The sequence below is a fragment of the Rheinheimera sp. F8 genome, assembly GCF_001518915.1.
The window spans coordinates 1,363,953-1,377,254 of sequence record NZ_CP013656.1 but is presented as its reverse complement, the minus strand read 5'-3'; the positions used below and the strand labels follow the sequence as shown (position 1 = coordinate 1,377,254).

Sequence of the window (13,302 nt, the reverse complement as noted above, 5' to 3'; positions counted from 1 at the left end):
CGTTGGCCTGCCTGAGGTAGATCAGCCGAAATGGCGCATGGATCAATTCGCGAATTTGCTCCATGTTGAACTCGGGGACAATGCGGCCGGCGGCAGGGGGGAGAAGCAACATTTCGCTGCGCTGCAGCATAGCAGTGAAGAAATCTTTGCCAATATGTGGAACGCCCTGTTGCTGTTAGTACAGCTGAATCTGGCGCGCTATCACCCGTTACCTGCATATCTTCAATTGCATCTGCTGAGGTGAATAGATTTGCTATTCACCTCATTAATTGATTAGATTATCGATGTTATTCCCCTCAATCAGCAGGAGTCCTGTCTATGTGGATCTGGCAACAACCGGACTGGCCTGGCGGTCAGCAAGAGGTATCGCCGGCTTTTCGTTATGATCTGGCTGAACTGTCGCCGATGTTACGTGAGCTGCATTTTTTGCAAGGGTTACTGCTGGGTAAAATGGGTGTGCAGGCAAACGAGGAAGCTGCTCTTGATACCATGCTGGCAAATGTCCTCACGTCCAGCGCTATTGAAGGCGAGAAGCTGAATCACAGCGTGGTGCGATCGTCTTTGGCCCGTAAGCTTGGTATCGCAGAGCCGCAGCCATATGCAACAACGCTGCAATCTGATGGCCTTGCCGCTATGGTGACCGATGCAATTGGCAACTGGCAGCAGCCGTTAACTTTAGAGCGCTTATTGCAATGGCATGCCTGGTTGTTCCCGTCTGACAGTTCACTGGTGCAGCGAGTGCAGGGTGGTCAGCTGCGCGGTAATGAACCCATGCAGGTTGTTTCTGGTCGCATAGACAAGCCTAAAGTACATTTCGAAGCGCCCCCCCGGCAGCTGTTAGAGCGTGAACTGCAATGCTTTATCGACTGGTTTAACCGCTCAAGAGAAAGTAACGATTTAGACCCGTTGCTGCGCGCCGGCATCGCGCATTTCTGGTTTATCACTATTCACCCGATGGAAGATGGCAATGGCCGGTTAGCCAGGCTGTTGACCGACCTCGCGCTGGCGCAGGCAGAGCATCAGTCCATCCGCTTTTACGCCATGTCGGTTGCCATCCTGGAACGTCGAAATAGTTACTACGATATCCTTGAGCAAAGCCAACGAGGGGACACTGACATCACCGCCTGGTTAAGCTGGTTCCTCGATACATTGGCTGCCAGCATGCGCCAGGTGCTGGCGGATATCGAACAAACGCTGCAAAAAACCAGATTTTGGCAGCGCGTGGACCAAACCCGACTGAGCAAGGAACAAGTCAAAGTGCTGAACCGGTTATTGGACGGCGATTTCAGTGAAGGTATTAACAACAGTCAATACAGTAAAGTTGCCAAAGTAAGCCCGGCTACCGCTACACGCCATCTGGCCCAGCTGGTTGAGTTGGGGTGTTTGGTGAATACTGGGGCAGGGGGTAGGAGTACGCGGTATCGGCTGGCTCAGTCTTAGCTTCTGCAAAAACAAAACTGGCTACCTATGTGGTAACCAGTTGTCAGCGGCTGAATGGCTGTAGGCAGTTGTAAAGCTTTATAAATCATTAAGATATGATTTATAAAAGTGGCTTAGTCCTAGCCAGAAACATCACTCCACGTTCTGGATCTGTTTATTGAGTGAAAACTGTAAATCATTGATATATATAGTCATCAAGCGAAAACGTCTCTCGACTGGTAACCATACTGGTAACCATGTTTGTGATGCTGAATGAGGCAGTTTGGTTGGCCTTGAGTGGTGCGCATAGGACGATGCTATAGGTCATCAAATATCATAACTCCTTCGGTGGCCCAATGCTAGTTGTCACCGACTGTGATGGACTGAATCAGCGAACCGCAACTGTGTTGAGTCAGTAGTCTTGCAAGCATCCGACCTGTCATCGAACAAACAGCACAGTAGCTGCCACTCCACCACATCTTTCTGAATAGAGCTGGTTTACTGGCATATTATTTAACAGCGTGTGTTAACAGAATTTAAATGGGCTCAAGAAAAGAGTTGGGTAATTCTTATGCATGCCAAAATTACTGAAGATGCCATTCCTTTATCAGACCTTAAAATCACGTCCGAAATGTTGATTCTTCCAGTACAGGACACACCCGCTAATTCTGCTGAATAGTTGTATCGTGCAAAGTATCGAAGATTTTGAGAGGGCAAGGGTAGAGTAGAGTTTTGCTCTTGCTATAACATATGGACTAATGGATATTTGTGATGGGTACACTGTATCGTTAGAAGACGCCAAAAATGCATTAGGTATTAAGGAAATCGAATTGCGAACCGCAAAGTCCTTTCTTGAAGCCTTATGACTGATTTTCAGGTTGATCGCATATGCGCTAATATCGATTGCCGAGTTAACCAAGGACGATAATATGGCTCGTTTTATTTTTATATCTCTGACTCTCTTAATGATTTCTTGCAGCAAACAGGAATCCCCAGAAGAAAAAATAGAGAATTTTTACACTACACCGGATTACAACCTCTTAAGTTCTGCTGATAAGAGCTCAATGACGTCTGAAGAGTGGGAAAAGCTGGATTACAATCGTCTTAAACCTCGATTGTCAGGTGCAAGTCGGTATTTTGAGCTAGAGAGATTTCTTTATAGCAATTCCTCCTCAATTGTTCATCCACACACTGTTGATGGTGATAAAAAATTAATCAAAGTAACTTTTAAACACCCAGCGCTACTACATGAGCTTGGTTTTTTCAATGAGTTCGCTTTGGAGTATTCGAAAGACAAAATTGAACAAGCGCAGGTTAACTTTGAAAAAGGTTTGCTTACCGTGCAAACACTCGAATATACCACAACTGAAGAAACTTTTACTCTAAATAATGATGGTGTATTTCTTGATCTGGCAGGAGTAAAGGAAAGGAAGGAAAAATATCGAAAGATCCAGCTATTAACTGAATCTTTGAGGGAGATAGACCAGCTAATACTAAAAAACCATACACATTTTCATTTTAATAGCTCCGAGTACACAAAAGCGATTGAAGAACTCAGGCTCAGAGGTGAGCAGCAAGTTGCTTCTGACTTTCAAACATATAACAATACGATTAAGAAATTGGCAGAGCTTGATCCCGATTATATTGTCTCTATTGATCTTGGCCGTGCAGCTGATGCCTATAGACGACTGATAGTTATTCAAGCTGATAATTACTTTAAAAATGCTCTGACAATTTCGAAAGCAAAGGTTGCCGATTCGACATCTCGAGAAAAAGCTTTGTTTTTTGAGTGGGAATTAAAATCACCACCTGAAAGTAAATTATATGGAACATCGGCATCTTTTTCAGCGGTATTTTACGATGAAGTTGGAAGACAAATTGGATATCAAGAATTGATTTACAATGATGGTCCTAATGGGAATGGTATTGTAGCTGGGACAATAGGTTCTAAAATAGAAAGTCAAGCTATAGCTAGAAAGACAAGTCGAGTGGAAGTTAAATACCTACAGCCTGTTAGTGTGCCAATGATAAAGTGCTCACTCAATGTGCAGATACAATGCGATGAATTATGAGTATTTAGAATACTTGACTCACCTGCACGCTCCGAGTTAAGGAAAATTTATTAGCATGCTCAATATTTGTCTGTATGGTTCCATATCAGTAAATATGTGGTGGATTTCTGCATCGTGGGTATTTTCCGCAATACTTTCAAAGTGCTGACCAGTTCTGTGTCAGAAGCTAAGCTTTCCGAAAGATATATCAAACTTGAATAACTACCACTAGACACAAAGCAATATATTTAATAAGGTTAGTGAAAGATTGACTGTTTTATTTTTTTTGAAAAGAGAGAACTATGGCGAAAAAAGCAAGATTTTACGAAGTCACTACTAAAAATGGCTATGGCGAGCAAAAGAAAATAGTAAGCGCTCCAAAAAAATCACTGATAGCAAGTGTATTTGAGACTCCTGACGTCCAAGTTTCTAATATTGAATATTTAGGATTTAAAGAAGTAATCGCACGGCCGAATGCGGAAAATAATGATGTGAGCTTTGTTGTACCATCTTTAGATGGACTGACTATTGATAGAAATCAACCAGGGCACAAAACTTTATCCTTGCAATTTGACGATAAAGTAAAGCAAGTTTATAAATACCTTGATGCGTATCAATCAGGAGAGTTGAGTTAAAGTGAATAAGTAATACTCGCCTTTATGTAAGTTTTATTGCCAGTCATATTGAGTAATTTTTTTAAAATTGCCAATAAATGGGCTGTGTGTATTTTAACATGAATAGCAATAGGAAGGTAATGGAAGGTAATGGAAGGGAATCTGGTTGTAAAGATAACTGAAATGATTAAACTTGTTGATATATACAAGCTTGAAATTTTTGATGAAAATTTAAAAATCCGTAACCGAGCAATTGGAATTGATTTAACCAACCACGATGCCTTGTTACGCCATCTAGCTATTCTTGTTGTATATAGTCAACAAGCTCAATCAAACGTTGTAAAAAATGTTATTGAAAGCGGCTCTCTTGATAAAGTATTTTATAACTTCGATACTAAAAAAGTTTCTAAAATTAATCCATGCGATTTAGTTGACGAACACTGGGAAAGCATCAAGGGGATACGCCAGCAAACAAAAATATTTCAAATAGTTATGCTTGCTAGAAAAATACCTCTCATTAGCAATTCTTTGATGAATTCAAATATTTCAAAACATATCACTTGCAGTGATGACTTGAGTAATTTTTGGGCTGGATTTAGTACCCTAAAAAAGGAATTTCAACGTACTAGCATTCCATTTTTCAGAGAAACTACATCTCTGCTACATTTGCTAACTTCATTAGGGTATGACTGTATCAAGCCTGATTCAGCTGTATTAAAATCCGCACGAAAATTAGGCATCTTGTCGTCTGAAAATCCCAGTAACAAAGAATTAATCAATGTTGTAAAAACAATACAGTCTTATTCAATTCATATCAATAGAGCAAAGCCCCCTCCGGTACTTGATCTTTATTTATTAGTTCATGGAAAACAAACCGAGGCATCAAATTTTGTATCGAATGAATACTACCAGCATACATAAAAGACAAGTGTTATCTAACTAGTCTTTTTGTACGCTCTATCAAAGCCGTAAAAGCAGGCTCTAATTTCAGTTACTCGCTCTTAACTGCAAAACGATAGGCCAATTTACAATCCAGACCACAGGCTGCTTACCACCAGTTGAATTTTCAAATAACCACCAGTTTCGGCAATCATCCATTTAATTGATAGTCAGCTTTGAGCGAAAAACGGCAATTAACGCCTCAAACATCGGCTCAGATTGCTGCGTCCTTGTTATATGTTATTCGGATCATGACCCAAAATCCAAAGACACTAATGAATCACATTTCCAAACTCCGATCATTCTTATTAATTCTGTATAGCTCAGATTTCCTTTTATCAAACAATAAAGTTTCTCCACTACTATATCCCTCCGGCAGAGAATCCCTGAGATTAGAAATAAAGAAAAATTTTCTAACCTCTTTTAGCCATTTTGGATAATTATATTGCTTGGTGAATGGGTCAATGCATAAATTCAATTTTAGGATATCTTCGATGAGATTTGGTCTTTTTTTGATAGCTAAAAGAAACAGAGCCATGTGTGTTTCATTCAGATAGTCTTTGTCTCTTAGAAGGCTGACAAATAAATCAGAATTTTGATCGACGCTTATTGCATCAACATCCATCAGAGAAATTAGATTGTTGATCATCCATGTAAAAATTACTCTTTCTTCTTTCAGCATTCTTCGGAAAGAACAACTTATAAAATCATCAGAGATGAAGTGAATCAATTGATCCGACTTTATCTCGCGAGAGCGGAAATATTTATATAGGCCTTCAATGTTAGAGCGCGGTATTATTAGAGGATTATCATTTATGACGGCAAGCCCAACCCCAATAGACACCAAATATTCATCCTCCGACACAAGCAAATTATAAATATCATTAATAGTATAATGCTGATATGTCACCAAATAAGCAGCTATTACATTTTTCTTATCGAGCTTTGCTATATCCAATCTCTCTTGGATATTAGCTTTGCCATCTACTAGATTAATAATTTCTGCGCTCAATGAGTGTCTTAAACCATACGGATTTACGTACCTTGAAGCGTCAATGCAGGCATCCGTTACATCACCGGTAAAACTATAGGTATAGTCTGCGCCTTCTCTAAATAAATTTCCATTTTCAATTTTAGAAAGGTCAGCCTCATCGTTTTGATTGTTCAATGATTTATCGCCCATCTTCCCACTCTCTAATTTCATTGCCGCTCTGAATACAGAGGTCCGCCAGCTTCAGAACTTGTCTTTTAAATGAATTGTTTTCTATCTTAATAATGCAGCTATAGCTCTGAAACAGCATATTGATAGATGTTCCAAGAGACAGGCAGGGTGAATTCGTACTCAGATCTTCAGATATAAAATATCTATCATGTATTGGAATATTGGCTTTATAGATCTTGAATTCAGAAAATATTCCTTTTTTCTCAACCTGCTTAATAGCTTCCTTGAAATTAGACTCGTGTGTTTGTTTTTGCTCGACATTCTTGGGATCAGCAAGCTTGGTTAGGATCCTGATTTTCCTTCCATGCAACGATGCGAATGTATGAATTATGAAATCTATATCAGAGGGAAGAAAATACTGGTCAATTATAGTTATTCTTTTGCAATCAAGTCGATCAAATTCATTTCTAATTCTTGCTTGCATTACGGTTAAATTGTCAGATCCCCCCTCAATCATAGGGATCGTAGTTAATGGATCATAGTCTAATGACGTACTTAACTTCTTCTTCCGCTCTTTCCAGCTATTCACTATCGCCACCTATTGTAAATGATGAAGAGCTATGCGTCGGAACCGTCCCGCTATTTGTCTTTATGCTTCCTGATATGATTTTCATATTTATGTTAATCGATTTAACAAAATAACACTTTTCTTCAAATACAACTTCTTCGCCATGTTGAATGGATATCTCCATATAATCTGGGTCAAATCGGGTGCTGATTATTTTTGGTTCATCAGACAGCTTGAAACTACCTTTATCGTTTTCCCCCTCACTGCTAAGAAGAAAATTTACCTGACAATCTTGATACTCACCGAAAATGTCATTTATATGAAATTCAACTCCTGTTATATGATTCTTCTGATCTCTAACATTCTGCAAAGATGTTTCAATTCTTGTTGGTGTGTATATTGCAAAGGTATTCAGCAAGTGAGGATTCTTAGCTAAAGGAGTAATATATTCTTCCTCTAGTCTGGATATAGACTCTTTCTTTTCGCGAAGAAAATCTTCTATGAACTCACTCTCTATGGTTGAGTAGTAGTAGATTGCTTTTGAACATAATGAAATGAATGGCTTATATTCATTATCGCTAGCGTCATTGATTAAAAAATTTGCATCGCTTTGTTCCCATTGGAAAATCAAGATGTGTTTTTTTGCGTTTGCATTTATTTCTAAGCGCTTACTGCTAATCAGTTGATCAATTGCATCAAAGCTTGGCAAGTCAACAAAGAAGGCGTATATATCGCCTTGAATATTTTTTCTCTTCCATCCATCAATCACATAGTCTAAGCTCGTCAATTTCCAATAAATCGAATGACCATAAAAAATATTGTAATTGTCGTTAACTCTTTGACAGAAGAAAATAGTCCTATAAATACTTTCCATTTAAATTTATAGCCTTCAATACAGTCTTTTTAAACTTCCGATTTTGGTCGAGTGCTGATGCACACTGCATCGTATAACGCCTCAATAACCGCACGCTTTAGCGCGCCAAGCGCCGAATGAGCGAAGTTAATGGACTTGTTATATCTTCCTTGCGGAAGGAATTGCACGTGATACCCAATCACTTTTGTCTGTCTGAACCATAAACGGAATATAATCACACCCCATATGTCTAGCCACCGTTAAGCGGTGCTTACCATCTGCTACTAAGGCCATATCTTTACTTCCGTGCTTGACAAAAAACAATGGTGAAAGTGCTTTTTTATTTTCCCAAGCTTCAATAACACGAGCAATTTTTCCACTATCATGTATATCTTGCCACAATGTACCTTTATCATATATTTTTGGCTGGTAGATCCCACACCATACATCCGAATGCGAAGCTGTATAAATATCTATTCCTGCCTTCAAGATCTCATCACTGATATCATTAAACTGAATTGAGTGGGGAGTCGAATCCCAAATTGGAGTTACATTTGGAGTAGATTTTTTATAAGTAGAGATAAGTTCATCAGTAAGCCTCGATTTCCTCATAGCTCTACCTCTCTCTTCAAGAAATTTATTGATGTCTAGTTCAGTATTCATAAGATAAAACAATCCATTTTCAAAGGCAGGCTGCCCGCAAGCCGAACGTTTTTAAGCCTTATTTTCCGAATTTAGCTCGTACCAAACTAACGCTGATGTACCTCTATTTCAACAGATTTTTCTGGAGTTAGAAAATTTGCGACCGGCAAAACTTATACATACAGTACGCTAGTTGTTCTTGAATTTACTCAAGCTGGATCCTTGAGAATTTATCCAGCAGTTTGTACTAGTAAAAGAAGTAATTATTAGGCATTTATTACAACGCTGCATGTCCGTTTTGGCACAAAGCCGCCATCCGATAATGTGGTACTTTCCGTGAAAATGTTGGTGCGATTGATTTGCAACACGTGATAAGGGCAGGTTGCAATGAGGTGGTAAATCAAATGCAATTACCCATCTTAACTGACTATCAGGTTAGTTCGAAGATATTTTAGTGAATAAGTAAAACCTGATATAGCCACAAAGGTTCATATTTTATCTAACAATCACCAATTCCGACCAAATCGTCGTGCAAGTAGATGATAGTAAATTCCGTCCCAAGACCAATTCTGTGCTTTTGATTGCAATGAAGATAGTGTTTTTGCCATGTTGCTGGTTGATTTACTCGACTACATTCATCAGGTTGGTATTTGCTGCAATTGGTGATACCGCAAAGAATAGTTCATATTGCGTGCTGTCGTTTTCGCACAGTTCAGACATCATCACGCTTGCCTCTACATCTTTGGATCCATCTTTCTATTTTGGCATTAGCTTGTGACGAAATGCAGAAATCTCTTTTAGAGCAGGCATGAACCAACTGGCCGTTAATAGAATTAGCGTATTAAGTGAGGGATCGTTTGGTGGTATTGAACTGAACGGATTAATTTGGACGAATGCAAGTACACCCATTGACGATTCCGTTTGTTTTTTATTTTTTCCCCCTATGCTTTTTTAGCTTAACAGACTCAATGCAGCTTGAGGTCTCTGATTAGCTTGTCCAAGCAAAGAAGTTGCGGCTTGCTGTAAAATCTGCGAACGAGTGAGTTCAGCAGTTTCGCGTGCGTAGTCAGTGTCACGTATCCGGCTTCTGGCTGCAGAAACGTTTTCAGATACGTTGCTTAAGTTACGGATAGTAGATTGAAATCTGTTCTGTTGTGCTCCTAAATAAGCTCTGGCGCTATCAACTTTTTCTAATGCTCTATCAATAATTGATGTATTGAAATCAGTGCTACCGTAGGGTGTATTTCCAGATAAATTCCAAATACCGGTAAGCATAAAAAGTTCTTGTTCCCGCGCTGTAGCTTCGGTAGCTGTGGCAGCTAACCCTTCATAGGCAAACTGGAAAGTGGCGTCTTCTTCCACTCGAACACTACCGAATGAATTTGCATGAAGTACGTTCCGACCGAAGGTATTGTTAAAAGCATTTACGAAATCTTCTCGCGAACCGGTTGCAGTAAAATAGCTTGGAATTTTAGTCCAAGGGCCGTCATTCAGACGTACCACAATACCCGAGACAGTAGTACCAGGAGTACCAGCATAAACCGTCGGTGGTGTTACGAAATCGAAATGCTGATTCTGATTGTAAAAAACGCTATTCGAGTAACCATCAAATTCAGAACCTACATAAATTCGCTCTCCATCACTCTGAGACTTTGTCTGCGTAACATCTACTTCAGATACCCATAAATCACCAGTATTCATCGCACCATATGCTGTTAAGTCAATATCGATTGTTTGGCCAGCATTCGCGCCTACAAGAAAGGTACTTTTATAATTGCCATCCAGCAGTTTTTGGCCACCGAATTCGGTAGTAGTGGCTATGCGATCAATCTCTTTTTGCAGAGCTAAGACTTCCTTTTGCAGTGCTTCTCTGTCAGCAAACGAATTAATACCGTTTTCGGCCTGAACTGCTAAGACACGCATACGCTGTAGCGCATTGGTGATTTCTTCCATTGCGCCTTCTGCGACTTGAGCTAAGGAAATGCCGTCATTTGCGTTTTGAATTGCCTGATTTAAACCGCCAACTTGAGAAGTCAGGCGATTACTGATCTGTAAACCTGCAGCATCATCTGCTGCAGAGTTGATTCGCAATCCAGACGACAGACGTTCGAATGCTTTGGTCAAACTTACTCCGGAGCCGAGTAGTTGCCGCTGCGCATTTAGGGCAGATACATTTGTGTTGACGTACATTCCTGAGCTTTCCTTATTATAAGCATTTGAAGCAAGGCTGATCAGCCTAGGTGTAAATGCCTTATTTGTAAGGATGTATCGTCGCTACCTGTAGTATCTTTAGGTAAATATATTTGCAAATCGAGCTAAAGAAATTTTAAGTTGTGACGGTGTAAAGCTAAGGAACTTATCAGTTTTCTAGTTTGTGATGTCTTCGATGGAGTATTGAGCAGTATCTGGAATCAGATCTTTAAGGTCGCAATCTAGACCTTTAGCAAGTTTGAGAAGTGTGCCAATGCTTGGATTGATCGTTCCACGTTCAAGACGACTAACAAGACTAAGATCGAGACCTGCCTTTGAAGCTACGTTCATTTGCGTAAGTTTTTTCTGCTGACGCAAGCTACTCGCGTTGCGGCCCATTTGGGTTAAAAAGTCTTTCATGTCCATCATAAATCCCACCCATATAAGTGCGGACTATGATTAAAAACTAGGTTTAAAATCTACAGCGTAAAAGCCGTGGCGTTTGAGTCTAGGCTTATAAGCCTTTTTTATGTGATTAATCTTAAAACGTTAAATTGATAACGGCTAAATTTTTGGTAAATCCGACCATTTAGTCGTGTATGAAGGCGAAAGTAAGCTTCTTTTCATAGACCAATTTTGCTGCGTGCCTTTAGCAGCAAAAAAGATGGCATTCCTTTTGTGTTGCTGATTGATCTGGTCAATCACTGCCATCAGTGCTGGATTGCATTCGGAACCTGATTCATCTGCAAACAGTTGCTGCTGTAAGATATTTTCGTCATAAAAATCGGTCAGCATGACACCTGACTTAGCGTACCGATAACCATCTTTCCAGATCTTCGACAATAATTCGGCGGTTAAATGCAAAAAGTCTCGCGTATCGCTACTTGGGTAAACGAGCTGGCCTGAAGCGGAGTTTGCGTAATAAGGATCGGTTTGGTGGTCGCTAAACGGACTTGTACGGATGAAAACAGTCAGTTGCTTGGCCTTACATTGCTGTGCTCTGAGTTTTTCACAAACTCTATGAGTGTATTCTGAAACCGCCTCAATCATTTGTTTTTGGTCAAGAATTCGTTCGCTGAACGAGCGAGAGCTCACTATTTCTTTTTTCTTACTCTCTACTTCGATAAGGCTTAAACAGGATTCGCCATTTAACTCTTGCACTGTGCGTTCAACAACAACGGAAAATTGCTTTCTAATTTGTTTTGCTGGAGTGTCTGCGAGTTGCAATGCAGTGTGGATACCCATTTCGTTAAGACGTTTAGTGATTCTACCGCCAATGCCCCAAACTTCGCTGACAGGTAATAAAGCCATCAATTTTCGCTGTCTATCCCTGTCTGTTAGATCAACAACTCCACCGGTTTTACTCCATTTTTTGGCCGCGTGATTGGCTAATTTCGCCAAAGTTTTGCTTGGTGCAATACCTACGCAAACATGAATACCAGTCCAATTCAAAATTGTTGTTTTGACTTGTTTAGCAAATTCGTTGAGCTCTGTGCATGAGGAAATACCAGTGAGATCTAAAAAAGCTTCATCAATAGAGTACACCTCAACAGATGGCGCAAGTTGCTCCAGTGTCGTCATCACTCGTGCAGAAATGTCGGCATAAAGTGCATAGTTTGATGAAAATGCTACGACGCCATGCTTTTCTACCAGTTCTCTGACCTGAAAGTAAGGAACGCCCATTTTTATACCGAGTGCTTTTGCCTCCTTTGAACGAGCAACCACGCAGCCATCATTGTTTGATAGGACTACCACTGGTGTATTGGCCAAGTCAGGTCTGAACAACTTCTCGCAAGAAGCATAAAAGTTATTACAGTCTACTAGTGCAAAAACCTTACTCATAACTATTAATTCTTCGACGAGCGCGTCATCTGCCTTAGTACATTGGTTACCACACCAAAAATCTGCAGCTCTGCTTCGTCAGCAAGTTCTATTGGGGAGAAAGCGCTATTTCGTGGCACCAACATCAGCTTTGGCTTTAGTTGTAATTCTTTAACTGTAAATTCGTTATTCACCTGAGCAACAACGATATCACCATGCGCAGGACGCACAGAGCGATCCACTATTAGGATATCATTCGACAGGATTCCAGCCTCGATCATTGAGTCACCTTCAACGCGTACGAAAAAAGTTGCAGCAGGCCGTTTGACGCATAGCTCATTCAGATCGAGTGTTTGCTCTACGTAATCTTGTGCTGGTGACGGAAAACCTGCTGCTACTTTAGACATATACAAAGGCAACTTCACTATCGTCCTGCGCTCAATTTTTCCGAGAATACTAATATTCATAATCACTTAATAACTGTATATGTATACAGTTATTTTCGCATGCTATTATGAAATGTCAAATCAGTTCATTACTGGCAAAATGTACAAATCTTCAAGTAACGTGAGGTAGGTTTGTTGTGGAGTACAACTCAAATGCAAGCTGTGAGATCTCACGCAAGACTGGGCTAATGGCCTCTATTGTTAAGTGTTGCATTGCTGTGAGAGTTACCTTTCGATAAGTAATTTTAATCGATAATTCGTTCGCTGCTACTTGTTCGTAGTTACTAAAGGTTGAGCTGACACTCACTTTTTAGCATGAAGAGTTGGGGGCAGCTTACCTAGCACTTTCTAAGTGCTTGACTCGTTGCACACAGAAAGCAAAACATTCAGCAGAATGTTTGAGGCAAAAATTCGTGTAAGGTGAGTTTTGGTCAGTCGTATCATCTCTGTATGACCGCCCACAGACGGAGATACTTTTTGCTTGTGCCACTAATTCTATTCTCGATATTCAAGAGCTAACAACCAATAAGTTTACAAAAAATAAACGTTATCTGTTGCAAACTCATCTTCATCTGAAGATTAATTGGTCAGCTTTGC

At 40.1% G+C, this 13,302-nt stretch carries 13 protein-coding genes; 5 read left to right on the top strand and 8 right to left on the bottom strand.

Features of this window, described 5'->3' with window-relative positions; genetic code table 11:
• The first annotated feature begins 37 nt into the window (after nt 1-37).
• From ATY27_RS06355 to ATY27_RS06335, 5 genes are all read left to right on the top strand, one after another.
• A complete protein-coding gene (locus ATY27_RS06355; protein ID WP_208933545.1) occupies nt 38-244 on the top strand; it encodes a hypothetical protein in 207 nt (68 codons plus the stop codon).
• Nucleotides 245-318: 74 nt separating this feature from the next.
• Nucleotides 319-1,440, top strand: a complete 1,122-nt coding sequence (locus ATY27_RS06350) for a Fic family protein (protein ID WP_208932901.1) — start codon at nt 319-321, stop codon at nt 1,438-1,440.
• Nucleotides 1,441-2,348: 908 nt separating this feature from the next.
• Nucleotides 2,349-3,491: a hypothetical protein gene (locus ATY27_RS06345; RefSeq protein ID WP_208932900.1), complete on the top strand. Its 1,143-nt coding sequence runs from the start codon at nt 2,349-2,351 to the stop codon at nt 3,489-3,491.
• 281 nt (nt 3,492-3,772) lie between these two features.
• Nucleotides 3,773-4,105 carry a hypothetical protein gene (locus ATY27_RS06340; protein ID WP_208932899.1) on the top strand — a complete coding sequence of 111 codons (333 nt, stop codon included), beginning with the start codon at nt 3,773-3,775 and terminating at the stop codon, nt 4,103-4,105.
• Between the two features lie 129 nt (nt 4,106-4,234).
• Entirely contained in the window at nt 4,235-5,005 is a 771-nt protein-coding gene (locus ATY27_RS06335) for a hypothetical protein (RefSeq protein WP_208932898.1), read from the top strand.
• 298 nt (nt 5,006-5,303) lie between these two features.
• On the opposite strand, the gene ATY27_RS06330 is transcribed toward ATY27_RS06335, so the two are convergent.
• The 8 genes from ATY27_RS06330 to umuD all read right to left on the bottom strand — a co-directional run bounded on the left by ATY27_RS06330 (nt 5,304) and on the right by umuD (nt 12,726).
• Complete coding sequence (locus ATY27_RS06330; RefSeq protein WP_208932897.1) at nt 5,304-6,227, bottom strand: hypothetical protein; 924 nt, start codon at nt 6,225-6,227, stop codon at nt 5,304-5,306.
• Nucleotides 6,196-6,774, bottom strand: coding sequence for a hypothetical protein (locus ATY27_RS06325; protein ID WP_208932896.1), 579 nt, complete (start codon nt 6,772-6,774; stop codon nt 6,196-6,198). Before ATY27_RS06325 ends, ATY27_RS06330 begins: the two co-directional genes overlap by 32 nt.
• The gene (locus ATY27_RS06320; RefSeq protein WP_208932895.1) at nt 6,767-7,627 is read right to left on the bottom strand and encodes a hypothetical protein; all 861 of its coding nucleotides are present in this window, start codon (nt 7,625-7,627) and stop codon (nt 6,767-6,769) included. Before ATY27_RS06320 ends, ATY27_RS06325 begins: the two co-directional genes overlap by 8 nt.
• A gap of 138 nt (nt 7,628-7,765) precedes the next feature.
• Nucleotides 7,766-8,269: a ParB N-terminal domain-containing protein gene (locus ATY27_RS06315; protein WP_208932894.1), complete on the bottom strand. Its 504-nt coding sequence runs from the start codon at nt 8,267-8,269 to the stop codon at nt 7,766-7,768.
• Between the two features lie 930 nt (nt 8,270-9,199).
• Complete coding sequence (locus tag ATY27_RS06305) at nt 9,200-10,438, bottom strand: flagellin (RefSeq protein ID WP_208932893.1); 1,239 nt, start codon at nt 10,436-10,438, stop codon at nt 9,200-9,202.
• A 177-nt stretch (nt 10,439-10,615) separates the two neighbouring features.
• Entirely contained in the window at nt 10,616-10,867 is a 252-nt protein-coding gene (locus ATY27_RS06300) for a helix-turn-helix transcriptional regulator (RefSeq protein ID WP_208932892.1), read from the bottom strand.
• A 135-nt stretch (nt 10,868-11,002) separates the two neighbouring features.
• Nucleotides 11,003-12,280 (bottom strand): translesion error-prone DNA polymerase V subunit UmuC, encoded by a 1,278-nt coding sequence (umuC, locus tag ATY27_RS06295; protein ID WP_208932891.1) that lies wholly within the window; start codon nt 12,278-12,280, stop codon nt 11,003-11,005.
• A 5-nt stretch (nt 12,281-12,285) separates the two neighbouring features.
• A complete protein-coding gene (umuD, locus tag ATY27_RS06290; RefSeq protein ID WP_208932890.1) occupies nt 12,286-12,726 on the bottom strand; it encodes a translesion error-prone DNA polymerase V autoproteolytic subunit in 441 nt (146 codons plus the stop codon).
• Nucleotides 12,727-13,302: the final 576 nt, after the last annotated feature.

Bases quoted from the DNA above. Each gene is read 5' to 3' on its own strand.
- ATY27_RS06320 (WP_208932895.1), bottom strand. From the start codon at position 7,627: ATGGAAAGTATTTATAGGACTATTTTCTTCTGTCAAAGAGTTAACGAC.
- ATY27_RS06335 (WP_208932898.1), top strand. From the start codon at position 4,235: ATGGAAGGGAATCTGGTTGTAAAGATAACTGAAATGATTAAACTTGTT.
- ATY27_RS06350 (WP_208932901.1), top strand. From the start codon at position 319: ATGTGGATCTGGCAACAACCGGACTGGCCTGGCGGTCAGCAAGAGGTA.
- umuD (WP_208932890.1), bottom strand. From the start codon at position 12,726: ATGAATATTAGTATTCTCGGAAAAATTGAGCGCAGGACGATAGTGAAG.
- ATY27_RS06355 (WP_208933545.1), top strand. From the start codon at position 38: ATGGATCAATTCGCGAATTTGCTCCATGTTGAACTCGGGGACAATGCG.
- ATY27_RS06330 (WP_208932897.1), bottom strand. From the start codon at position 6,227: ATGAAATTAGAGAGTGGGAAGATGGGCGATAAATCATTGAACAATCAA.
- ATY27_RS06305 (WP_208932893.1), bottom strand. From the start codon at position 10,438: ATGTACGTCAACACAAATGTATCTGCCCTAAATGCGCAGCGGCAACTA.
- ATY27_RS06315 (WP_208932894.1), bottom strand. From the start codon at position 8,269: ATGAATACTGAACTAGACATCAATAAATTTCTTGAAGAGAGAGGTAGA.
- ATY27_RS06345 (WP_208932900.1), top strand. From the start codon at position 2,349: ATGGCTCGTTTTATTTTTATATCTCTGACTCTCTTAATGATTTCTTGC.
- umuC (WP_208932891.1), bottom strand. From the start codon at position 12,280: ATGAGTAAGGTTTTTGCACTAGTAGACTGTAATAACTTTTATGCTTCT.
- ATY27_RS06340 (WP_208932899.1), top strand. From the start codon at position 3,773: ATGGCGAAAAAAGCAAGATTTTACGAAGTCACTACTAAAAATGGCTAT.
- ATY27_RS06300 (WP_208932892.1), bottom strand. From the start codon at position 10,867: ATGATGGACATGAAAGACTTTTTAACCCAAATGGGCCGCAACGCGAGT.